This is a genomic window from Dongia mobilis (assembly GCF_004363235.1).
Taxonomy (GTDB): Bacteria; Pseudomonadota; Alphaproteobacteria; order Dongiales; family Dongiaceae; genus Dongia; species Dongia mobilis.
Genome location: NZ_SNYW01000006.1, coordinates 74,912 through 97,297 on the forward strand (window position 1 = coordinate 74,912; position 22,386 = coordinate 97,297).

Sequence of the window (22,386 nt, forward strand, 5' to 3'; positions counted from 1 at the left end):
CAGCCCATGGATGTCATTGTCCAGATCATCGCCTCCGGCCTCACCATGGGGGCCATGTATGCGATCTCCACCATCGGCCTCGCTTTGGTCTATGGCTCGCTCAACATGCTGAATATGGCGCATGGCGCGCTGCTGGCGCTGGGTGGCTATGTTTGCTATTTCGCCATGGCGCATCTGGGGTTGCATCCGCTGATTGGACTCCTCGGCGCCATGGTCGTCTGCGGCGTGGCCGGCCTCGCCATCTTCCTGGTGGCGGCACGACCGATGCTGCGGGCCGAGAATTTCGAGACGCGCATCTTCATCGCCACCATCGGCATCGGCGCCATCATCGAGAACATCGTGCTGCGCCTGTTCGGTCCGCAGCCGACGCCGCAGCCCTTCAACCTCTCCGGTGCCATCGTGATCGGCCAGGTCCATGTGCCCAACCAGAACCTGCTGATCCTGGGCCTCGCCCTCCTGCTCATGGCGGGACTGGCCTTGCTGCTGCAGCGGACGCGTTTGGGCCGCGCCATCCGCGCCACCGCCCAGAACCGCGAGGCAGCACAGCTGATGGGTGTCCGCGTTTCCTTTGTCTATGCCCAGGTGCTGGCACTCTCCGGCGGCCTCGCCGCGATCTCGGGGGTGATGATTTCGTCGCTCTCCAGCCTGCTGCCCAATATGGGCGGCGATCCGATGCTGAAGGCCTTCATCATCTGCGTGGTGGCCGGTCTCGGCAATGTCTATGGCGCGGTCGCGGCGGCGATCGTGCTCGGCCTCCTCGAGGCGATGGCGCAATATGTGCTGGGGGTCCAGTACAGCTTCGCCATCCTGTTGTTGCTGGTGATCCTGGTACTGATCTGGCGGCCCTTCGGGCTGTTCGGCCGCCGCCAGGTGGTGCGCCTCTGATGCCGACCCGTCGCGACCTTCTCATCCTCGCCGTGCTGGTGGCCCTCGCCGCGCTCATCCCGCTTGTCACCGGCATGCGCTACATCGTCACCCAGGCGACGCTGTTCTTCATCTGGGCGATCGTGGTGACGCAATGGAACCTGGTGCTGGGTGTTGGCGGCATCTTCTCGCTGGCGCAGATGGCGCTCTTCGCCGTCGGCGCCTATTCGACCGCCATGCTCGGCTACTATTTCGAGCTGCCGATGCTGCTCGCCATGCCGATTGCGGCACTCGTCACCGTGCTCGTCTCGACCCTGGTCGGGGCGGCCTGCCTCCGGCTCAAGGGGCCCTATGTGGCGCTGCTGACGCTCGCGGTGGCGCAGATGCTCTATCTGCTCATCACCAACGACACCGCCTGCTTCACCAACCCGCCCTCGGGCTGCATGCCCTTCTTCGGCGGCGTGCGCGGCTTCACCCGTTTCGGTGATCTCGGCTTCCGCGAGCTGCTCGGCGGCAAGTGGTATGTGGCGCATTTTTATGTCGGCCTCTTCCTGCTGGCGCTCGCCGTGCTGTTCTCGCTCGCCATCATCCGGGGGCCGATGGGCCTCGCCTTCCAGGCCTTGCGCGACAATCCCGGCTGCGCCATGTCGCGCGGCGTCTCCAAGTTCAAGTATCAGCTCTGGCTGTTCGCCCTTTCGGCCTTCTTCACCGGCCTCGCCGGCTCGTTCTATGCCATCAATTTCGCGGCGATCGGGCCCACGGTCTTCTCGATCTCGCTGCTGCTCTTCCTCATGTCGATGATCGTCGTGGGCGGCATCGGCACAATCTGGGGGCCGCTTCTGGGCGCCCTCATCCTGATGCTGACCGACGAGGCGATGCGCGAATTCGGCGATTGGCGCGATATCGGCCTCGGGCTGATCCTGGCCGGCTTCGTCATCTTCCTGCCGCGCGGCCTGATGGGCCTCCCTGTCGCCAGGCTGCCCCGATTGTCCGGCCGCCGCCGCGCCGACTAGCCACGCCCGACGAAGGGCATCTGGGTCGCCATCACCGTCATGGTCAGCACGTTGGCATCGAGCGGCAGGCTCGCCATGTAGACGACCGCATCGGCGACATGCTTCGGGTCCATGGTCGCCTCGGCGGCGACGCTGCCATTGGCCTGCAACACGCCGGTCGCCATCTTTGCCGTCATCGGCGTCGCCGCATTGCCGATGTCGATCTGGCCGCAGGCGATGTTGAAGGGCCGCCCGTCAAGGGCGGTCGATTTGGTGAGGCCGGTGATGGCATGCTTGGTGGCGGTATAGGGCGCCGAATGCGGCCTCGGCGTCGTCGCCGAGATCGAGCCGTTGTTGATGATGCGTCCGCCCTGCGGCGATTGCGCCTTCATCATCCGGATGGCCTGCTGGGTGCAGAAGAAGGCGCCGGTGAGGTTCGCCGCGACCACGTCGTTCCACTGCTTCGGCGTCAAGTCCTCCATCGGGATGGCCGGCGCGCCCATGCCGGCATTGTTGACCAGCAGATCGAGCCGGCCCCATTTTTCCTTCACGGCGGCGAACAGCCTGGCGACGGCATCATGGTCGCCGATATCGGCCGGAAGGACCAGCGATCGCGCGGCCCCGGGATCGATCTCCCGCGCGGCGGCTTCCAGCAATTCGCGGCGTCGGCCCACCAGGGCGACCATGAATCCGGCACCGACCAGGCCGCCGGCGATGGCCTTGCCGACGCCGGTGCCGGCGCCGGTGATGATGGCTGTCTTGTCGGTCACGGCAAATCTCCTGATGTCGATCCCTGTTGGGCGAGCTGCGCTTCGATTTCGCGCCAATCCCCGGCCGGCGCGACGCCGGCCGGAAAGTGCACATCGCGCGACCAGCCATAGAGGCAGAGGAAGGGCACCGCCTCGACCCGCGTTGCATGGAGCGCGAAGGGCGGGTTCCAGACCGGCTCGCCGGCCTCGCGCTTCTGCCAGCTGTCCTCCAGGCCGAATCGCCACAGGCTCGGACCGGTCAGCGGCAGATAGAGTTCGGGGGCCTTGTGGCGATGATCGCGATAGAGCGTGAAGGGCGCGATCAGGAACAGGCCGAGGTCGAAATCGAGGGCGTATTCGGGGTCATACAGTGCCGACAGACTGGCAAATGCATGATGCGTCGGAAAACGCGGACCGATCTCTGCCAGCGGATAGGCGCCGTAGGTCACCCAGTTGAGCCATGGCAAAGCGGCGCGGATGGCGGCGGCCAGTTCCGCGCCCGATTGGCGCGCGACCAATTCCAGGATGGCGTCGAGATCGCCGATGGCCGGCCGCGACTGCCGTTCCGGCAGGTCGCGCGGGACGATCCGGCAGCGGAAGGCGGCAAGAGCCGCGCGTATCTCGGCAATGCCCGCTACCTCGCGGGTGCAGGACGAGAGATGGACGTCGATCGTCTCGACCAGATGGTGAAGGGCTGGCTGGCGGGGATGCATCGACCGCCCTCAGTCCGGCAGCATGACGTGGAGCAATGCCGCGCCGTCAGCGGCGGCAAGGTCGCAATCGGTACCGGCCGGAATCACAATGCTGTCGCCGTCCTTGAGGTGGTGGTCGCCATATAGCGGCGCGCGGAAGGTGGCGTCGCCCGCCAGAACGAACAGGAAGCGGAACTCGCCGCCATGGCGCAGCGAAGCGCCGGCCCGGCCGACCGGCCGGATGACCTCGACCCGGGCGAGACCTTGTGTTGCCTTGCCGATGCCGGTATCGCGCGCCTCGAAGCCCGGGGCCAGCCAGCCCTGCCAGGGCGTTTCCGCGGCAACGTGGCGGACGAAGCGCTGCCCGCCGAAATCGCGTTCCGGCAGGAGACGTCCGGTGGGCAGGGTCATGTTGTGGTCGGCGAAGGTCTCGTGCACCGCCGGGCAGCCGATCTCGACCACTTCCAGGTGATCGCGCGATTCGAGGACGCGGTGGCGGATCTCCGGCGGCTGCAATACGCAATCGCCGGCCTCCAGCCAGAACGGGTCGCCCTGGTCCTCATAGACCAGCTTGGCCGCCCCCTGTTTGCAGAAGATCATCTGGAAGCGGATCTTGTGGAAATGCACGTAGTCCGGCACCGGCCCGCTGCCCGGGATGCGGATATGCGAGGCAATGAAGCGCCCGCCGAGGCGCCCGGGGATTAGGTCGCGATACTGCATGCCGGCACGACCCGTGCCCCAGCCGGCAGGATCGTCGTTGCGGCTGAGGATAAAGGCCTGCTCGCCCGGCGGCACCACCATGGCCGGCTGCGCCTCGGCAAACCGGATGCGCGTGCCATCCGGGGCCGTGATCTCGGCTGCCGCCGGCTTACCGTCGCACAGCAAAAGCAGGGTCAGGGTTGAGGCGGGCGCACCTGCATCCTGCTCCAGGCGCAGGATCGTGCCATGCCCGGCAATCACCGCGACTGCCGGGGCGTCCGCCGGCACGATCATGCTGACGCGGAAACCCAGTTTTTCGGTGAAGAAGGCCAGCATCGCACCAAGGTCGCGGCAGGGCAGCACGGTCTGCGCGACGCGGATGGTCTCGGGACGGATTTCTTCCGGGCAGATTTTTTCCGGGCGGAAATTCTCCGAGCGGGCATTCCCCGTCCCAAAATTCTCTGGCGGCATCTGGCTGGATCTCGGACTGCTTGAACTGGTGCGCGAATTGCGCGTCAATATAGCCAAGGATGGCCGTCGACCAACAGCCTTTCGGTGCGCGGCGACCTCTCTGTCCAGGCGTGAGGATTGCTGGCGCCGGCGCCCGGTTTACACTGTCCCGCGCAAACTGTATACAGGTTGGGGATTGCAGCCGGCCCACTTCGCCGGCGGTCCTGGAATACGGAATTCCCAATGGCATCCCGAGAATGCCAGGTTCAATCAGAATCTCACCACGAGCGCATAAGCGCGACGAAGGTCCAAACAGGCAGGAGGGCAATATGTCCACGTTAAAGCTAGACCGGCGTTCGTTCCTGGCAACATCCGGCGCCATCGGTACCGCCGGCTTCTTCGGCCTGCCGCTATTCGCCGGCGAGGCGATGGCGCAGGTGAAGAAGTTGATCGTCCGTGTCGACAGCGACATCAATCTTCTCGACCCGGCCTATATGGTCGGCGGTTCCGAGATCGAGATCCAGAAGGCGGTGCTGCCGGCGCTGGTCGAGTTCGACGATGCCGACGGTTCCTATGGCTGGCGACCCTCGGCCTATGTCGAGAAGTTCGAGCAGCGCGACGACACCCATTTCGACTTCACCCTGAAATCCGGCTTCATGTGGACCGGCGGCAATGGCGAACTCACCGCCGAGGATGTGAAGTATTCCTACGAGCGCATGAAGACCGGCGACTGGAAGGGCAATTTCGAGCAGCTCGACCGGGTCGAGGTGACCGACAAGTACAGCGGCACCCTGGTTCTCTCCCAGCCCTTCGCCCCCTTCGTCATCATCGCGCTGGCCAGCGGCACCGGCGGCATTCTCAGCAAGGCGGCGATGGCCAAGGTCGAGGGCGAGAAATACACCACTGAAATCCCGGCGACCTGCGGCCCCTACCTGTTCGAATGGGTGCCGCAGCAGAAATTCGTGTTCAAGGCCAACCCCGACTGGACCGGGCCGAAGCCGGCCTTCGAGGAGGTCGAATGCCTGATCATCCAGGAAGGCTCCGCCGCGGAACTCGCCTTTGAAGCGGGCGAGGTGATGGCCACCAAGATTTCGGCCGCCACCCATGCGCGCTATCTCGAGACGCCGCCGGCGAACAGCACTGTCACCGTGGCGGGCGCGCTGCAATACATGTGGCTCGGCATGAACACCGAGAACGAGAAGCTGGCCGACATCAAGGTGCGCCAGGCGATCCAGCACGCGGTCGATGCCCAGCAGGTTATCGACGGCGCCTATTCCGGCACCACCGCGAAATCGAACGGCATCATCTGCCCCGGCCTGATCGGCCACCGCACCGCCACCAAGTATTCCTACGATCCGGCCAAGGCCCAGGCGCTCCTGGCCGAAGCCGGGGTCAGCGGGCTCGAGCTGGAACTGAAAACCCTCAATGTGCAGGAGCGCGTGCTGGCGGCGCAGATCATCCAGGCGCAACTCCAGGCGGTCGGCATCACGGTCAAGGTGATCCCGGTCGATGAGGGTCCGTTCTGGGAGATGGGCGACCAGGAGAAGGGCGATTACAAGAATCTGCAGCTCTGGCTGATGCGCTTCGGCACCAACACCGATCCCTACGAGGCCACGCAATGGTTCACCAGCGACCAGGTCGGCGTCTGGAACTGGGAGCGCTGGAAGGACGAGGAATTCGACCGCCTCTACAAGGAAGGTCAGGTCGAATCCGACGAGGCGAAGCGGGCCGAGATCTACCTGCGCATGCAGGAGATCATGGAGGATACCGGCGCCTATGTCTGGATCAACCACGAACCGGAGACCTTCGTGCACCGGGCTGATCTGAAGATCACGGTGATGCCGTCGGGCGAGATGATCTGGCGCGACTTCAAGTCCGCCTGATCGGGCCGGAGGAGAATGGATGTGCGGCGGCCGGCTGGCCGCCGCACTTACCATCTCTCGCACGCCAGCGCCCATGTGGTCCTATTTCGTCAAGCGACTGGGTCTTTCCGCTGTCATCGTGCTCTGCGCACTGCTGACGCTGTTCCTGCTGCTGCACCTTATTCCCGGCGACCCGGCGCGCATCGCGCTCGGGCCCCGTGCCACACCCGAGGTCATCGCTCGCTATGCCGAGAAGATGCGTCTTGGCGAGCCGATCCTCACGCAATTCTGGATCTACGTCACCAATGCCCTTACCGGGGACCTTGGCGCCGATGTTTTCTCCAACCGGCCGGTGCTGACCATCGTGCTGGAGGTCCTCCCCAATACGCTGGTCCTTGCCATCGTCGCGCTGGCCTGGGCGGCGCTGATCGGCATTCCCCTGGGCTGCCTCTCGGCGGTCCGGCCCAATTCCTGGTTCGACCGTGTCACCGGTTTGCTCTCGGTCGCCACCATCGCCATTCCCTCGTTCCTGGTCTCGATCTGGTCGCTGCTGGTTTTTGCCGTGATGCTGAAATGGCTGCCGGTGATCGGGGCCGGCGACCCGGGCGACTATCTCGATCAGGCGGTTCATCTCATCCTGCCGGCCTTCGCGGTCGGCCTCGGCTGGGTCGGCTATCTCGCCCGTATGGTCAGGGCCTCGATGCTGGAGGTGATGAGCGAGAACTATATCCGCGCCGCCCGCGCCTTCGGCCTGCGCGAGCGTACCGTCGTCTTCCGCTACGCCCTCAAGGTCGCCGTGTTGCCGACCATCACGCTTGTCGGCATCGGCTTCAGCGGCCTCCTCTCCGGTGCCGTCTTTGCCGAGATCGTTTTCACCCGCCCCGGTGCGGGCAAGCTGATCTATGACATGGTGGTCAATCGCAACTTCCCGGTCGTGCAGGGCGCCGTGCTGATCATCACCGCCCTCTATGTCCTCATCACGCTTGCGGCCGATCTGCTGGTCGCCTGGCTGGATCCCCGTGTCCGCGATTCCCTCTGACAGCGCGCCGGCGCGGCGCGAGGCCGAGGGCTGGATCAAGCTCCGGCGCCTGCTTGCCAACTGGCAGGGCATGACCGGCCTCGTCCTGGTCCTGCTGTTCTTCGCCAGCGCCATCTTCGCGCCGCTCGTTGCGACACATGATCCCTTCGCGCTCGACATCCCGGCGCGCCTCTCCGGCCCGACGCTGGAGCACTGGGCCGGGACCGACCAGCTGGGTCGCGACACCTATTCCCGCGTCATCTATGGCGGCCGCGTCGCCCTGCAGGTGGCCGCGATCGGCATCTCGGTCTCGCTGGTCTTCGGCCTGCTGCTCGGCATGCTGGCTGGCTTCGGGCCGCGCTGGCTCGACAATTTCTTGCTGCTGCTCTTCGACGTGGTACGGTCCTTCCCGACCATCGTCATGGCGCTGGCTGCCGTGGCACTGCTGGGGCCCAGCCTCAATCTGGTCCTCGCCATCGTTATCGTCACCACGATCCCCGGCTATGCGCGCCTGGTGCGCACCGCCACCCTGGCGCTCAAGAACACCGAGTTCATCCTGGCGGAGCGCGCGCTGGGGGTCGGCACCGCCCGCATCCTCTGGCGCCATGTGACGCCCAATGTCATCGGGCCGATGTTCATCCTGGCCGCCATGGATGTCCCCGTGGTGGTGACGGTGGAGGCCGGGCTTTCCTTCCTCGGCCTCGGCGTCCTGCCGCCGACGGCCAGCTGGGGCAGCATCCTCAACGAGGGCTATCTGCTCATCCGCGAGACGCCCTGGCCGGTGGTGGCCGCCGGCGTGCCCCTGGTCCTCACCACCTTGGGCTTCACCTTCCTCGGCGAGGCCTTGCGCGACATTTTCGACCCCCGCCTCGGGAAAGGCCGCTGATGATGGATGCGCCGCGCCCCGATCATCAGCTTGGCGACAATCTGGTCGAGATTCGCGACTTGAGCGTCACCTTTGAAACCGGGCGCGGGCCGGTCCGGGCCCTGCGCAACGTCAATCTGGATGTTCCGCGCGGCCGCATTCTCGGCATCGTTGGCGAAAGCGGCTCGGGCAAGAGCACCGTCATCTGGGCGATGCTGCGGCTCCTGGCCGAGAACGGCGCCGTCACCGGAGGTCGGATCGATTTCAACGGCCGCGATCTGCTGCAGCTCGATGCCGATGCCCTGCGCGCCTTCCGCGGTGCCCAGGCTGGTGTGGTGTTCCAGGACCCGATGACCTCGCAGATCCCGGTCAAATCCTATCTGCAGCAATTCCTCGACATCGCCTATCGCCAGAAGGCGAGCCGCGCCGAGAAGATCGCCCATGCCATCGCCATGATGCGCCGGGTCGGCATCCCGGACCCGGAGCAGCGCATCGCCCAGTTTCCGCACCAGTTTTCCGGTGGCATGCGCCAGCGCACCGGCATCGCCATGGCGCTCCTCATGCATCCCGATCTCGTCATCGCGGACGAGCCGACCACGGCCCTCGACGTCACCATGGAGGCCCAGGTCATCCACCTGCTGCGGGAATTACAGCGCGAGTTCCAGACCACGATGATGATCGTCTCGCACAATCTGGGGCTGGTGGCCGAGCTTTGCGACGAGATCGTCGTCATGTATGCGGGCGAGGTCGTCGAGCGCGGCGACATCCAGTCGGTCTTCGCCAACCCGTCGCATCCCTATACCAGGGCCCTGATCGATTGCGATCCGGCGCGGGTCCTCGAACGCACGCGCATCCTGCCGACGATTCCCGGGGAACTCCCCAATCTTCGTCACCCGCCGAGGGCCTGTGTCTTCGTTGACCGTTGTCCCCACGCCTTCGCGCGCTGCCGCGAAGAGAAGCCGCGCCTCAACAAGGCGGACGAGGGCCATGTCGCCGCCTGCCACCTGCTGGATGGCGTGCGTCCAGTCATGCATGCGGCAGCACCCGCACCTGCGCAGGACGAGGTGGTGCCGGCGATCGCCGGGGATGTTGCCCCGCTGGTCGCCGTGCGCAACCTCGCCGTCAGCTTTCAAGTGCGCGGTCCGGTGGCCGCCCTGTTGAATCCCGGCCTCAAGACCTCGATCGATATCCTCGTCGATGTCAGCCTGGATCTCAAACCCGGCGAAACACTGGGACTCGTCGGCGAAAGCGGTTCGGGCAAGACGACGCTCGGCCGTGCCATGCTGGGCCTGGTCAAGGCGCAGGCCGGTTCGGTCACCTTCAAGGGGCGCGAATTGATCGGCCTTGGCGAAGGCGAGCTTCGCCCGCTGCGCCAGAACATGGCGATGATGTTCCAGGACCCGATCGGTTCCCTGAGCCCGCGCCAGACGGTCAAGTCGCTGATCCTCGAACCTTTCGACGTGCACCGTCCTGCATCCGGCAACCGCGACGCACTGGCGGTAAGGCTCGCCGACATGGTCAACCTGCCGCGCGACCTGCTCGCGCGCTATCCGCATCAGTTGTCGGGCGGCCAGGCGCGCCGGGTCGGTGTCGCCCGCGCCCTGGCGCTGGAGCCCGACCTTATCATCGCCGACGAACCTACCGCCGGGCTCGATGTCTCGGTCCAGGGCGATGTGCTGAATTTGATGCGGCGGCTGCAGACCGAGCACGGCCTCACCTATCTCATCATCTCGCACAACCTGCCCGTCGTGCGGCATATCAGCGACCGGCTCGCCATCATGTATCTCGGGCGCATCATCGAGATGGGCGACGCCACGGCGATCTTTGCGCGGCCGGCGCATCCCTATACCAGGGCGCTGGTCGACGGCATCCCACGGCCCGATCCGACGCAGCGCCGCCGCCTGGTGTCGATCGAAGGCGAGGTGCCGAGCATCGCCAGGCGCCCGCAGGGCTGCGAGTTCAACGCGCGCTGCCCTCATGCCACCGATCTCTGCCGCGCCGAGATGCCAGCCCAGCAGACACTGGGCGATGGCCGCATGGTCCGCTGCCACTACCCGCTCATCGACTGACCGACCCGAAGCAAGGAGACCAATCGTGATTTACCGGAGCGACTTCCCGCACAAGATCAAGGTGATGCATCATGTCCAGATTCCGCTGAAGGACGGTGTGGTGCTTTCCGCCACGATCTGGCTGCCGGAAGATGCCGAGAAGAATCCGGTGCCGGCGATCCTGGAATATCTGCCCTATCGCAAGCGCGACGGCACGACCGAGCGCGATGCGCTCAACCATCCCTATTTCGCCGGCCACGGCTATGCCGGTGTCCGCGTCGACATCAGGGGGTCGGGCGAATCCGAAGGCGTGCTGAAGGGCGAATACCTGAAGCAGGAACAGGATGACTGCCTCGAGATCCTCGCCTGGCTCGAGCAGCAGAAATGGTGCACCGGCGATGTCGGCATGATCGGCATCTCCTGGGGCGGCTTCAACGGCCTTCAGGTGGCGGCGTGCCGGCCGAAGCAATTGAAGGCGGTCATCTCGCTCTGCTCGACCGACGACCGCTATGCCGATGACATCCATTTCATGGGCGGTTGCCTGCTGGTCGACAAGCTCAACTGGGGCTCGACCATGTTCGCCTATAACGCCGCCCCGCCCGACCCGGCGCTGGTCGGCGACAAATGGCGCGACATGTGGCGCCAGCGCCTGGAAGGCTCCGGTTTCTGGCTCGAGGAATGGCACCGCACCCAGCGCCGCGCCGATCTCTACAAGCACGGTTCGATCGCCGAGGATTACGCGGCGGTGGAATGTCCGGTCTATCTGGTGGGCGGCTGGGCCGACGGCTACACCAACCCGATCTTCCGCATGCTGGAAAACCTCTCCTGCCCGAAAAAGGGCCTGATCGGTCCCTGGGCGCACAAATATCCGAACTTCGCCTATCCGGGCCCGCGCATCGGTTTCCTGCAGGAATGCTTGCGCTGGTGGGACAAATGGCTGAAGGGCAAGGAAACCGGCATCATGGATGAACCCATGCTGCGAGTCTGGATGCAGGACACCGTGCCGCCCCAGCCGAAATATGACGAGCGGCCGGGCCGCTGGGTCGCCGAGGACGTCTGGCCGAGCGCGCGCATCAAGCCGACGCTCTATCCCCTGGCGAAGGGCGAGCTGGCGGCCCCCGGGTCCAAACCTGTGGTGGAACCGCTCGCCATCTGCTCGCCCCAGACGGTGGGGCTTGCCGCCGGGGCCTGGTGCCCCTATGGCCTCGCCCCCGACCAGGCGATCGACCAGCGCATCGAGGCCGGCGGCTCGCTGGTCTTCGATACCGAGGTGCTGAAGGAGCCGCTGGAATTCGTCGGCGCCCCGGTGATCCGCCTGAGGATCGCCGCCGACAAGCCTTCCGCCCTGGTTGCCGTCACCCTCTCCGAGGTGCTGCCCGACGGCCGCGCCACGCGCTTCTCCTACGGCCTCCTCAACCTTACCCACCGCAATGGGCATGAGAAGCTGGAGGCGCTGGAACCGGGCAAGGCCTATGACGTTGCCTTCAAGCTCAATGTCTGCGCGCAGAAGCTGGGGGTGGGCAGCCGCCTCCGTGTCGCCATCTCGTCTTCCTATTGGCCGATCGTCTGGCCCTCGCCGGAGAAGGTGACGCTGACGGTCTTTACCGGCGAAAGCGGTTTGGAACTGCCGATCCGACCGGCGCGGGCGGAGGATGCCAGGCTCCCCGCCTTCCAGCCGTCCGAGAACGGCGCCAAATTCGCCTCGGTCCAGGTGCGGCCCGATAACGAGCATGCCCGCGTCAGCCTCGACCACCATACCGGCATCGTCACGGTGGACGAACTGGATGGCGGCGGTCTCACCCGCATCCCCGATTACGACAACTGGGAATATGGTGCATCCACCCACAAGACCTACCAGATCAAGGCCGACGATCCCCTGTCGGCACGGGCGGATATCGTCTGGGACAAGGAATTCGGCCGCGGCGATTTCCGTGTCACCATCCATGCCGAGACCCATATGCGGGTCGAGAAGGACAACTTCCTTCTGACGGCGACTCTCGACGCCTATAAGGGCGGCGTGCGTGTCTTCTCGCGGGAATGGGATTGCCGGATTCCCCGCGACCACGTCTGATCCCGACAGGGCGGGCAGGGGCTACTTCCCTCCCGCCCTGAATCCCTCTAGTCTGCCGCCCCGCCACAGAGTGGAGAACGCATCCGTGAGCAAGCCGGCCGTCATCCGTTTCGATTCCCACGACACCCATCCCGACGATTTGCAGGCCTGGCCGGAGATTCCGGCTGCCGATCTCGAATCCGGCAGCCCGCGCCAGCGCGGGGTGGAGTATTTCGCCGATGCGAAACTGGGTCTCACCTCGGGCGTCTGGGATTGCACGCCGATGGTGACGCGGATGGGGCCCTATCCGGTCCATGAATTCATGATCGTGCTGGCGGGCGCGGTCACCATCCGCGATGCCAAGGGCCATGAAACCACGATCAAGGCGGGCGAGGCCTTCATCCTGCCCAAGGGTCTGGTCTGTCAGTGGCGGCAGAGCGAATACATGCGCAAGTTCTACGTCATTTTCGACGATCCGAGCGGCGCCCAGGCGCCCGATCCGGCCGCACTCAAGGTGCTGAAGATCGATGTCGATCACGATCTGCGCCCGAGCCCGCCGCCGGCCAAGGACATCCTGCTGAGCGATGTGCCGACGCAATACGGCCACAACTGGTTCGAGGACCCGACCGGGCAATGGACCACCGGAATCTGGGGCTCCACCCCCTATCGCCGCAAGGCGATGCCGTTTCCGCGCCATGAACTGATGCACCTGCTGGAAGGCGAGGTCACCCTGACCGACCCCGATCTCGGTGCGCAGCACTTCAAGGCCGGCGACACCTTCTTCGTGCCCATGGGCGCCAATGTCGAATGGCACAACCCGGTGCCGGTGAAGAAGTATTACAGCATCTTCATTCCGAAAGCCTGAGTGCCAGCGGATCTCGGCGCCATGACAGCCAGGCTGAAATCGCTGATCGAATCCCGCCGCTTCGAGCGGCTGATCACGCTGCTGATACTTGTGAACGCGGTGACGCTCGGCCTTGAAACGGTGCCCGAGGCGATGGCCTCCTTCGGCGACCTGCTCGGTATCGCCGACCGGCTGCTGCTCCTCGCCTTCACGGCGGAACTGGCCGCCCGCTTCGTGGTCTACCGGACGCGTTTTTTCCACGATCCCTGGCGCGTATTCGACCTGCTGGTGGTCGGCATCGCCTGGCTGCCGGCGACCGGCAATCTTTCAGTCCTGCGCGCGCTCCGCATCCTGCGCGTCTTCCGCATGGCCGGCATGATCCCGTCGCTCCGCCGCGTCGTCGGCGGGCTGGTGGCCGCCCTGCCGGGCATGGGCTCGATCATGCTGCTGCTGGTGCTGGTCTTCTACGTCTTCTCGGTCATGGCGACCAAGCTGTTCGGCCAGTCCTTTCCCGACTGGTTCGGCTCGATCCCGGACTCGGCCTACACCCTCTTCCAGGTGATGACGCTGGAAAGCTGGTCCATGGGCATCGTCCGACCGGTGATGGAAGTCTACCCCGTCGCCTGGGCCTTCTTCATTCCCTTCATCCTCTGCACCACCTTTACCGTGCTCAACCTTTTCATCGGTATCATCGTCTCGGCCATGCAGTCCGAGCACGATGCCAGTGCGACGGCCGAGCGCGAGGCGCTGCACAGCGACAATGCCGCCATCATGCAGGAATTGAAGGCGCTCAGGGCGGAACTCGCCGCCTTGCGGGACGCGGCGAAGCGGTAGCGACCCGAATCGGCATAGTTTTCGCCTATGCCGCGCGTCGATAAACGCTCATTTTTCTTGACGCCGTGCTTCGCCATACTCGCGGCCAGGCACCCGGCCGGGCCAATCTCGGCCGTTCCCCCATTCAAGACGAGCGCAACATGGCCCGCGATCCCCGCTACGACATCCTGTTCCAGCCCCTGAAGATCGGCCCGGTCACGGCGAAGAACCGTTTCTACCAGGTGCCGCATTGCAATGGCGGCGGCTATCGCGACCCGTCCGCGGCGGCCGCTATGCGCGGCATCAAATCCGAGGGCGGCTGGGGGGTCATCTTCACCGAGCAATGCGAGATGCACCACACCTCGGAGATCACCCCTTTCATCGAATTGCGCCTGTGGGAGGATGCCGACATTCCGGGCCTCGCCAAGATGGCGGCGGCGATGAAGCGCCATGGCGCGCTGGCCGGCATCCAGCTGGCCTATTCCGGCGTCAACGGCCCCAATCTCTACACCCGCGAGGTGCCGCGGGCCCCCACCGCGCTCCCCATCCGCACCTTCACCAATGATCCCATCCAGGCCCGCGCCATGGACCGCGAGGACATCCGCGACCTGCGGCGCTGGCACCGCAACGCCTTCCGCCGCGCCAAACAGGCGGGCTTCGACCTCGTCTGCCTCTACGGCGCCCATGGCTTCGGCATCATCCAGCATTTCCTCTCCCGCGCCACCAACCAGCGCTCGGACGAATATGGCGGCAGCCTCGAAAACCGCGCCCGCCTGATGCGCGAACTGATCGCGGAAGCGCGCGACGCGGTGGGCGATTCCTGCGGCATCACGCTGCGCCTGTCCTTGGACGAGATAGTGGGCGATCTCGGTTTCTCCAACGCGGAACTCCGCGACCTGATCGCGATGCATGCCGACCTCCCCGACCTCTGGGACCTCGCCCATGGCGCCTGGGAGGATTGCTCCGGCCCCTCCCGCTTCAAGGAGGAGGCAGCACAGGAAGACCTCGTCGCCGGCATCAAGCAGCTGACCCAGAAGCCCGTCGTCGGTGTCGGCCGCTTCACCTCGCCCGACGTGATGGTGCGCCAGATAAAGCAGGGCACGCTCGACTTCATCGGCTGTGCGCGACCCTCCATCGCCGATCCGTTCCTGCCCAGGAAGGTCGAGGAGGGCCGCATCGAGGACATCCGCGAATGCATCGGCTGCAACATCTGCATCACCGGCGACATGACCATGTCGATCTCGCGCTGCACGCAGAACCCGACCTTCATGGAGGAATGGCGCAAAGGCTGGCATCCCGAGAAGATCCAGGGCAAGGGCGACAGCGACAGCGTGCTCGTCGTGGGTGCCGGCCCCGCCGGATTGGAAGCGGCCCTCGCCCTCGGCCGGCGCGGCTATCGGGTGGCGCTGGCGGAATCCGGCACCGAGCTTGGCGGCCGCGTGGCGCGTGAATGCAAGCTGCCAGGCCTCTCGGCCTGGGGGCGCGTGCGCGACTATCGCGCCTTCCAGCTCGGGAAACTCGCCAATGTCGAAATCTATTTCGACAGCCATCTCGCGGCTGAGGACATCCTGGGCTTCGGCTTCCAGCATGTCGCCATCGCGACCGGGGCCGATTGGCGCCGCGACGGCGTCGCCCGCGCCCATGTGGTGCCGATGCCGATCGATGCCGCCATACCGCTGTTCACGCCCGACGACATCATGGCGGGCCGCTTGCCCGACGGCGGCCGTGTCGTGCTGTTCGACGACGACCACTATTACATGGGCGGCGTGACCGCCGAATTGCTGGCAGGCAAGGGCATGAAAGTCACCCTGGTCACCTCCTCGGCCTTTGTCTCGGACTGGAGCAGGAACACGCTGGAACAGGGCGCCATCCATCGCCGCCTTGCCGCCGCCGGAATCGAGATCGTGCTCAATCGTGTCGTGACACGGATCGGCGCCGACCATGTCGAGACTGCCTGCGCCTATACCGGTAATGCGGCGCCGATGGCGGCTGATGCGGTGGTGCTGGTGACGGCACGGATCGGGCGGGATGCCCTCTGGCATGACCTCGTGGCGCGTCGGGGGGATTGGGCCGAGGCCGGCATCCGATCGGTGAAGCGGATCGGCGATGCCGAGGCGCCGGGCCCCATTGCCTGGGCCACCTATGCGGGTCACCGCTATGCCCGGGAACTGGACGAACCGGATATCGGCGATGCCATGCCCTTCCGCCGCGAGGTGACGGCGCTGGCGGCGGATTGAGATCGGGTCGCCAATCGCGCTAGATTGCGCCCCGAATCTTCTGGGGAGACCATCCATGACATTACCGATCGAGCGCGTGCGCGCCGAATTTCCGGCCCTTGCCCTGACCGATCACGGCAGCGCGCGGACCTATCTCGACAACCCGGCGGGGACCCAGGTGCCCCGGCGTGTGGCCGATGCGGTCGCCAAATGCCTCCTCGAGACGAACGCCAATCTTGGCGGGCATTTCGCGACCACGTTGGCAGCGGGCCGGGTGGTCGAGGAGGCACACCAGGCCATGGCCGATTTCCTCGGCGCCCGCTCGGCGCGCGAGATCGTCATCGGGCCCAACATGACGACGCTGACCTTCCATCTCTCCCGCGCCATCGCCCGCGACTGGCAGCCCGGCGACGAGATCATCGTCACGCGCATGGATCACGAGGGCAATGTCTCACCCTGGCTTGCCATCGCCGAGGACAAGGGGCTCAAGGTCAAATTCCTGCCCTTCGACAAGGAGAGCTGGCAGATCGAGGTGCGCGATCTCGAAACCCTGCTCAGCGAGCGGACGCGCCTTGTCGCCCTCAACTATGCCAGCAACCTCACCGGCTCGATCAATGACGTGAAGACGCTGACGGCGCTCGCCCACAAGGCGGGGGCCCTGGTCTATGTCGATGCCGTCCAATTCGCCCCGCACCGCCTGGTCGATGTCCAGGCACTGGGCTGCGATTTCCTGGCCTGCTCGGCCTACAAATTCTTCGGCCCGCATATGGGCATCGTCTGGGGGCGCGAGGAGATCCTTGAGCGGTTGCAGGCCTATAAGTGCCGCTGCTCCGACAATGATCTGCCGCAGCGCTTCGAGACCGGCACGCCGCAGATCGAATTATTGGCCGGCCTTACCGCAACGGTCGATTATTTCGACTGGCTGGGCGGCGAGGTCGGGGCCACCGGTTCACGGCGCCAGCGCATCGCCGCCGCTTACCAGGCCTCGGTGGATCATGAGGAGCCGCTCGCCAATCGCCTGATCGCCGGCCTGCTGGAAATCGACGGCATCAGGATCGCCGGCATCACTAATGCCAACCGCGCCAATCATCGCGTGCCGACGGTGTCCTTCCGTCACGATCGCGTCGCACCCGTGACCATCGCCCGGGCGCTCGCGGCGGCCAATATCTTTGTCTGGGACGGTCACAACTATGCCTACGAGCTGGTGCAGCACTTGGGCATCCCCGTTGATGAGGGCGTGCTGCGCATCGGCATGGCGCATTACAACACGGCGACGGAAGTGGACCAGGTGCTTGCCGCGATCAAGGGGGCGATCGGCACCCGCACTTGAGGCCGGGGCCCGAGAGCGGAGGCCAGAGAGCGGAAGCCCGATAGCGGAAGCCCGAGACCATCCCGCACGCGACCGTCAGGCAGCCTCCTTCTGCCAGCCGCCGCCGAGCGCACGGTAGAGGGTGATCGCCGCCTGCATCTGCTGCAGGCGCAGCTGGCCGAGGCCATCCTGGGCGTCGAACAGCGTACGCTGGGCGTTCAGCAGCTCGATGAGGTCGACGGCGCCGGCTACATAGCGCGCATTGACGATATCGAAGGCAGTCTGCGCCTCGTTCACCTGCACCTGCTGCAGGCGAACCTGGTCGGCGCGCTGGCGCACCTCGCCCAGCGCTGCCTCGACGTCGCTGAAGGCGGCAAGGATCGCGGCGCGGTAGCTGGCGATGAGTTCCTCGCGGCGGGCGATGGCGAGGTCCTCCTCGGCAACCAGGCGGCCGCCATCAAAGATAGTCTGCGAGAGGGCGCCGGCGACGCTATAGGCGGCACCAGCCGGCCCGAACAGCGTCGAAAGCACAGCGGTTTCGAGGCTGAGCACACCGGAAAGATCGAGGCTGGGAAAGAAGGCAGCCCGTGCCGCCACCACATTGGCGTCGGCCGCGGCGAGGTCGGCCTCGGCCTTCGCAATGTCGGGCCGGCGCTGCAGCAGTTCCGAAGGCAGGCCGCCGGTCACCGGCGGCACCACGAGGTCGCCCAGCGAGCGTGCCGCGACCGAAATATCCTGCGGGTTGCGGCCAAGCAGGACGGCGAGCGTTGCCAGGGCCAGGCGCTCCTGTTGCAGGAGCGGGGCCAGCACGGCTTCCTGCGCCGCCACGATGCCGCGCTGCTGTGCAAGGTCGGCCGGCGAGACGGCGCCAAGGCGCGTGCGCGCCTCGACCACGGCCAGCACGTCGCTTGCATTGGCGAGATTGTTGTCGGCGATGGCGATCTGGTCGCGCAGGGAGAGGATGCTCAGATAGGTCGCCGCCACCTCGGTCGTGACCGTCAGGGCAACAGTCTGGCGGTCGAAGGTGCTGGCGCGCAGGCTCTCCAGTGCGGCCAAGCGGTTGGCGCGGTTGCGGCCCCAGAAATCAACCTCGTAGGAGGCCGCAAGCGAGAGGCCGTAGGACTCGGTGTCCAGATCGGTGCCGGCGGGCAGATTGTTCTCGCGGCGATAGGCGCCCTCGTCCAGCGGCCCGCGCCTGCCGGCATCGGCGCCCAGCGACATCTGCGGCCACAGTGCCGAGGAGGCGACGCGCGATTGCGCCTCGACCTGGGCGATGCGGGCGGTTGCGGCGGCGAGGTCGAGATTGTTCGCCTGCGCCTCGGCCATGAAGGCGTCAAGCTCGGCGCTGCCGATACGCTGCCACCAATCGGCACTGGGCCAGGAATCGGCGGCGATGGGTTCGGGGGCAATCCAGGCTTCGGGCGCCTCGATGGCAGGTCGCGTCGGCTCCGCCACCAGGTCGCAGGCAGCCAGCGATACCGGCAGCAGCAGCAAGGTGCGGGAGAAGATCGGAAGAGACCTGTGCTGGGGCATGGCTATTCGCTGGAAAGGGCGATGACGGGGTCGAGATGGGCTGCCTTGATGGCGGGGGCGAGGCCGAAGACCAGCCCGACCGCGGCGGCGCAGCCCAGCGACATCGCCATGACCGGGAGGGAAAGCTGGATCGGCAGGCCGACAGCCTGCACGACATAGGCGGCGGCGATTCCGGTCGCGACACCGATGATTCCGCCAAGGACCGAGACGATCACCGCCTCGACCAGGAATTGCTGCAGGATATTGCGGGTGCGGGCGCCCGTCGCCATGCGGATGCCGATTTCGCGCGTGCGTTCCGAGACGCTGACCAGCATGATGTTCATGACGCCGATGCCGCCCACCACCAGCGAGATGGCGGCGATCGAGCCGAGGAGGATCGTCATGGTGGTGCCGGTGGCCGAGGCCGCCTCGACGATGGAAGCCATGTTGCGGATCTGGAAATCCTCGATTCCATGGCGCTGGATCAGCAATTGCGTGATCGCGTCCTGGGTCTCGTCCATGCGCGTCGTGTCGGCCACCGCCACCGTGATGGCACGGATGTTGCGCTGGCCGAAGATGCGCAGGCTGGCCGTAGTCAGGGGCACGAAGACGTTGTCGTCCATGTCCTGGCCGAAGGCGGCGGCACCCTTTGCCGCCAGCACGCCGATGACGCGGAAGGGGGCGTTGCCGATAAGGACCATCTGGTCGATCGGGTCGCCGCCGTCGGGGAACAGGTTCTTCACCACGGTCTGGCCAAGCACCGCGACCGAGGCATAGGCCCGCACATCCGCGGCGGTGAAGAAGCTGCCGGAGGCCAGCGCCCAGTCGCGGATGATGGGCAGGCCTTCGGTCGTTCCGGTCACCTGGGTCTGGTAGTCGACATTGCCGAAGCGGAGCGTCGCCGAGGTGTTGCGCTCCGAAACCGCCGCCAGGACATTGGGGAGTGCTGCGATGGCGTCGGCATCGGCCGGGACCAGTGACGTAATGCCGGCGGTCGAGGACGGGCCGCGCTGGTTCGGCATGCCGGGCCGGATGACCAGCTGGTTGGTGCCCATGGCGGAGATGCGCGCCATTACGTCCTGCTTGGCGCCTTCGCCGACCGCCAGCATCGCGACGACCGAGCCCACGCCGATCACTATGCCGAGCAGCGTCAGGATGGTGCGGAAGATGTTGCGGTGCAGGGCACGCAGGGCCATTTTCGCTGCCTCTACCGTGTCGCCGAGGAAGCGCAGGCGCCCCGTCGGAACCTGGATCGCCGGTGGCGCAGCCAGTGCGCGCTCGGCCGGCAGATAGGCGCCGCTGTCGCTGGAAATGAGACCATCGGCAATCTGGATCAGGCGGTCGGCATGGGCGGCCACATCGTGGTCATGGGTTACCAGGATGATGGTGTGGCCGGCACACGCCAGCTCGCGCAGCAGCGCCATCACCTCGGCGCCCGCGCGGCTGTCGAGGGCGCCGGTCGGCTCGTCGGCAAGGATGATGCGGCCGCCATTCATCAGGGCGCGGGCGATGGAGACACGCTGCTGTTGGCCGCCCGACAACTGGTTGGGGCGGTGGTCGAGGCGGTCGGCGAGGCCGAGCTGGGCAAGCAGGCCGGCGGCACGATGCTCGCGCGCCTCCCGCGCCATGCCGGCATAAATGCCGGGCATCTCGACATTCTCCAGCGCCGTCGCTCCGGCGATCAGGTTGTAGCTCTGGAACACGAAGCCGAAGGCGTCGCGCCTGAGCTCGGCCAATTCGTCGCGCGAGAAGCCGGCAACGTCCTGGCCAGCGAAGAAATAGTGGCCGGAAGTAGGCCGGTCGAGGCAGCCGAGAATGTTCATCAGCGTCGATTTGCCGGAACCGGAGGCACCCATGATGGCGACGAACTCGCCCTGGTGAATCTCCAGCGAGATGCCGTGGAGCACTTCGACCGACAGGCCGCCGCCGGTCTCATAGGTTTTGCGGACGTCGCGCAGAGCAATCAGCGGCGGAGTCGCGCCCGGATTCCGGATCGGGCGGCGCGGGTCGGTCGTCACATTCATTGCGGGGTGGGTCGCCAGCTAGAAGAAGCCGCGGAGGCGCATGCCGCCGCTCTGGGTATCCCCGCTCTGCACCCCCACCACGACGCGCTCGCCGGCGGCAAGGCCGTAAGCGACCTCGACCTGGCTGCGGTTGCGGATGCCGATCTCGACCTTGCGTGCGGCCAGGTTGCCGAGATCGTCGGCCACCTGGACTTCCCAGCCACCACCGGCCGTCTTGCGCAGGGCGCTCACCGGCACGGTGACGACATCCTGTGCTGCGGCAACGATGAAACTTACCTGGGCGCTCATCTGCGTCATCAGGCGCCGGTCCGTGTTGGCAACGTCGAAGAGGGCATTATAGAGGATGACGCCGTTCACTTCTTCCGGCGTGGGCAGGATCTGGCGGAGCGTTCCGCTCCAACGCCGGTCCGGCTCGCCCAGCGTGGTGAAATGCGCCGCCATGCCGAGACGCAAGGAGGAGATGTCGGCTTCCGATACCTGGGCTTTCACCGTCATGGTGTCGAGATCGGCGATGCGCAGAATGATGGGCGCCGTCTGGTTGGCATTCAGCGTCTGGCCGAGGCGCGCATCCAGCGTCACCACCGTACCGCTCATCGGTGCATAGATCCGGGTATAACCAAGATTGGCGAGGTCGCCGTCGAGATTGGATTGGGTTTGCTCGATCGCGGCCCGGGTCGACGCGATCTGCGCCTCGGCCACGCGCAGATTGGCGGCCGCCGTGTCGAGGGCGCTCTGGCTGGTGGCGTTCAATGCCATCAGCCCCTGCTCGCGGGCATGTTCCTCGCGGGCCAGCTGATGCTGTGCCTGGCGCTCCTTCAGCTGTGCTGCGAGATTGCGCAGCTGTGCCTGATTGGCGGCGACCTGGGATTTGAGGACGCGGGCATCAAGCTCGGCCAGCAGCGCGCCTTTTTCCACCTCGTCGCCCAGCGCCACATGCAGCGCCTCGATCTGGCCGGAAACCTGGGCACCGACATCGACATAGTCGCGCGGTTCGATGAGGCCGACGGCGGCGACATTGTTCTCGATGTCGCCGCGTTGCGCCGTGGCGAAGACGTGGCGTGGCCCGGTCGCGGCGGTTGCCACGCTTCCGTACCAATAGGCCCCGGCCCCGGCCGCCGCGAGGAACAGAACCAGCAATGTCCAGGGCCAGAGCCGGCGGCGCCGACGGTGCGGCGGGGCATAGCCGGCAAGGCTGGCGGGGCGGGGAACTTCCTGTCGGTGGCGGGCGGCTTCCTCGGTCAGGATCATGCTCGGATTCGGTGCTGATGACGAAAACGCACCCCCCAAGGCCTTGATCCGGAACGAAAGAACGGAATCAATCCAAGGGTCCGGCGGCGGCTGGAACCGGGATGCCAGAGTTACACGGGCAGGGCGGCGGA

General features: G+C 66.0%; 17 protein-coding genes. 11 read left to right on the plus strand and 6 right to left on the minus strand.

Annotated features, from left to right (window positions below; translation table 11 throughout):
• The first annotated feature begins 6 nt into the window (after window positions 1-6).
• Together A8950_RS01950 and A8950_RS01955 are read left to right on the plus strand one after the other, a co-directional pair.
• Window positions 7-885: a branched-chain amino acid ABC transporter permease gene (locus tag A8950_RS01950; RefSeq protein ID WP_133611898.1), complete on the plus strand. Its 879-nt coding sequence runs from the start codon at window positions 7-9 to the stop codon at window positions 883-885.
• Entirely contained in the window at window positions 885-1,877 is a 993-nt protein-coding gene (locus A8950_RS01955; RefSeq protein ID WP_208109710.1) for a branched-chain amino acid ABC transporter permease, read from the plus strand. Before A8950_RS01950 ends, A8950_RS01955 begins: the two co-directional genes overlap by 1 nt.
• Here A8950_RS01955 and A8950_RS01960 read toward each other — a convergent pair.
• From A8950_RS01960 to A8950_RS01970, 3 genes are read right to left on the minus strand one after another with little or no spacing between them, the layout of a single operon-like run.
• Window positions 1,874-2,626: an SDR family oxidoreductase gene (locus A8950_RS01960; RefSeq protein WP_208109711.1), complete on the minus strand. Its 753-nt coding sequence runs from the start codon at window positions 2,624-2,626 to the stop codon at window positions 1,874-1,876. The two genes, A8950_RS01955 and A8950_RS01960, sit on opposite strands and share 4 nt — an antisense overlap.
• Entirely contained in the window at window positions 2,623-3,318 is a 696-nt protein-coding gene (locus A8950_RS01965; protein ID WP_133611900.1) for a dimethylsulfonioproprionate lyase family protein, read from the minus strand. Before A8950_RS01965 ends, A8950_RS01960 begins: the two co-directional genes overlap by 4 nt.
• A gap of 9 nt (window positions 3,319-3,327) precedes the next feature.
• Window positions 3,328-4,467, minus strand: a complete 1,140-nt coding sequence (locus tag A8950_RS01970) for a cupin domain-containing protein (RefSeq protein WP_133611902.1) — start codon at window positions 4,465-4,467, stop codon at window positions 3,328-3,330.
• A 308-nt stretch (window positions 4,468-4,775) separates the two neighbouring features.
• On the opposite strand from A8950_RS01970, the gene A8950_RS01975 reads away from it, so the two are divergent.
• The 9 genes from A8950_RS01975 to A8950_RS02015 all read left to right on the plus strand — a co-directional run bounded on the left by A8950_RS01975 (window position 4,776) and on the right by A8950_RS02015 (window position 17,492).
• Window positions 4,776-6,329, plus strand: coding sequence for an ABC transporter substrate-binding protein (locus A8950_RS01975; RefSeq protein ID WP_166644948.1), 1,554 nt, complete (start codon window positions 4,776-4,778; stop codon window positions 6,327-6,329).
• A 19-nt stretch (window positions 6,330-6,348) separates the two neighbouring features.
• Window positions 6,349-7,347: an ABC transporter permease gene (locus A8950_RS01980; RefSeq protein WP_243735497.1), complete on the plus strand. Its 999-nt coding sequence runs from the start codon at window positions 6,349-6,351 to the stop codon at window positions 7,345-7,347.
• Complete coding sequence (locus tag A8950_RS01985; protein WP_243735498.1) at window positions 7,328-8,212, plus strand: ABC transporter permease; 885 nt, start codon at window positions 7,328-7,330, stop codon at window positions 8,210-8,212. Before A8950_RS01980 ends, A8950_RS01985 begins: the two co-directional genes overlap by 20 nt.
• Complete coding sequence (locus A8950_RS01990) at window positions 8,212-10,260, plus strand: dipeptide ABC transporter ATP-binding protein (RefSeq protein WP_133611908.1); 2,049 nt, start codon at window positions 8,212-8,214, stop codon at window positions 10,258-10,260. The genes A8950_RS01985 and A8950_RS01990 overlap by 1 nt, the downstream gene beginning before the upstream one ends.
• Before the next feature lie 25 nt (window positions 10,261-10,285).
• Complete coding sequence (locus tag A8950_RS01995; protein ID WP_243735499.1) at window positions 10,286-12,310, plus strand: CocE/NonD family hydrolase; 2,025 nt, start codon at window positions 10,286-10,288, stop codon at window positions 12,308-12,310.
• Between the two features lie 85 nt (window positions 12,311-12,395).
• Window positions 12,396-13,154, plus strand: coding sequence for a cupin domain-containing protein (locus A8950_RS02000; protein ID WP_133611912.1), 759 nt, complete (start codon window positions 12,396-12,398; stop codon window positions 13,152-13,154).
• Between the two features lie 21 nt (window positions 13,155-13,175).
• Window positions 13,176-13,967 (plus strand): ion transporter, encoded by a 792-nt coding sequence (locus tag A8950_RS02005; protein ID WP_133611914.1) that lies wholly within the window; start codon window positions 13,176-13,178, stop codon window positions 13,965-13,967.
• A 140-nt stretch (window positions 13,968-14,107) separates the two neighbouring features.
• The gene (locus A8950_RS02010; protein ID WP_133611916.1) at window positions 14,108-16,183 is read left to right on the plus strand and encodes an oxidoreductase; all 2,076 of its coding nucleotides are present in this window, start codon (window positions 14,108-14,110) and stop codon (window positions 16,181-16,183) included.
• Between the two features lie 55 nt (window positions 16,184-16,238).
• Window positions 16,239-17,492 (plus strand): cysteine desulfurase-like protein, encoded by a 1,254-nt coding sequence (locus A8950_RS02015; RefSeq protein WP_133611917.1) that lies wholly within the window; start codon window positions 16,239-16,241, stop codon window positions 17,490-17,492.
• A 75-nt stretch (window positions 17,493-17,567) separates the two neighbouring features.
• On the opposite strand, the gene A8950_RS02020 is transcribed toward A8950_RS02015, so the two are convergent.
• The 3 genes from A8950_RS02020 to A8950_RS02030 are packed head-to-tail and all read right to left on the minus strand — an operon-like array spanning window position 17,568 to window position 22,255.
• Complete coding sequence (locus A8950_RS02020; protein ID WP_133611920.1) at window positions 17,568-19,004, minus strand: efflux transporter outer membrane subunit; 1,437 nt, start codon at window positions 19,002-19,004, stop codon at window positions 17,568-17,570.
• Between the two features lie 2 nt (window positions 19,005-19,006).
• Window positions 19,007-21,007 (minus strand): MacB family efflux pump subunit, encoded by a 2,001-nt coding sequence (locus A8950_RS02025; protein WP_133611921.1) that lies wholly within the window; start codon window positions 21,005-21,007, stop codon window positions 19,007-19,009.
• Between the two features lie 18 nt (window positions 21,008-21,025).
• Complete coding sequence (locus A8950_RS02030; RefSeq protein WP_166644949.1) at window positions 21,026-22,255, minus strand: efflux RND transporter periplasmic adaptor subunit; 1,230 nt, start codon at window positions 22,253-22,255, stop codon at window positions 21,026-21,028.
• Between the last annotated feature and the right edge of the window lie 131 nt (window positions 22,256-22,386).

Bases quoted from the DNA above. Each gene is read 5' to 3' on its own strand.
- A8950_RS01950 (WP_133611898.1), top strand. From the start codon at position 7: ATGGATGTCATTGTCCAGATCATCGCCTCCGGCCTCACCATGGGGGCC.
- A8950_RS01955 (WP_208109710.1), top strand. From the start codon at position 885: ATGCCGACCCGTCGCGACCTTCTCATCCTCGCCGTGCTGGTGGCCCTC.
- A8950_RS01965 (WP_133611900.1), bottom strand. From the start codon at position 3,318: ATGCATCCCCGCCAGCCAGCCCTTCACCATCTGGTCGAGACGATCGAC.
- A8950_RS01970 (WP_133611902.1), bottom strand. From the start codon at position 4,467: ATGCCGCCAGAGAATTTTGGGACGGGGAATGCCCGCTCGGAGAATTTC.
- A8950_RS01975 (WP_166644948.1), top strand. From the start codon at position 4,776: ATGTCCACGTTAAAGCTAGACCGGCGTTCGTTCCTGGCAACATCCGGC.
- A8950_RS01980 (WP_243735497.1), top strand. From the start codon at position 6,349: ATGTGCGGCGGCCGGCTGGCCGCCGCACTTACCATCTCTCGCACGCCA.
- A8950_RS01990 (WP_133611908.1), top strand. From the start codon at position 8,212: ATGATGGATGCGCCGCGCCCCGATCATCAGCTTGGCGACAATCTGGTC.
- A8950_RS02005 (WP_133611914.1), top strand. From the start codon at position 13,176: ATGACAGCCAGGCTGAAATCGCTGATCGAATCCCGCCGCTTCGAGCGG.
- A8950_RS02010 (WP_133611916.1), top strand. From the start codon at position 14,108: ATGGCCCGCGATCCCCGCTACGACATCCTGTTCCAGCCCCTGAAGATC.
- A8950_RS02015 (WP_133611917.1), top strand. From the start codon at position 16,239: ATGACATTACCGATCGAGCGCGTGCGCGCCGAATTTCCGGCCCTTGCC.
- A8950_RS02020 (WP_133611920.1), bottom strand. From the start codon at position 19,004: ATGCCCCAGCACAGGTCTCTTCCGATCTTCTCCCGCACCTTGCTGCTG.
- A8950_RS02025 (WP_133611921.1), bottom strand. From the start codon at position 21,007: ATGAATGTGACGACCGACCCGCGCCGCCCGATCCGGAATCCGGGCGCG.
- A8950_RS02030 (WP_166644949.1), bottom strand. From the start codon at position 22,255: ATGATCCTGACCGAGGAAGCCGCCCGCCACCGACAGGAAGTTCCCCGC.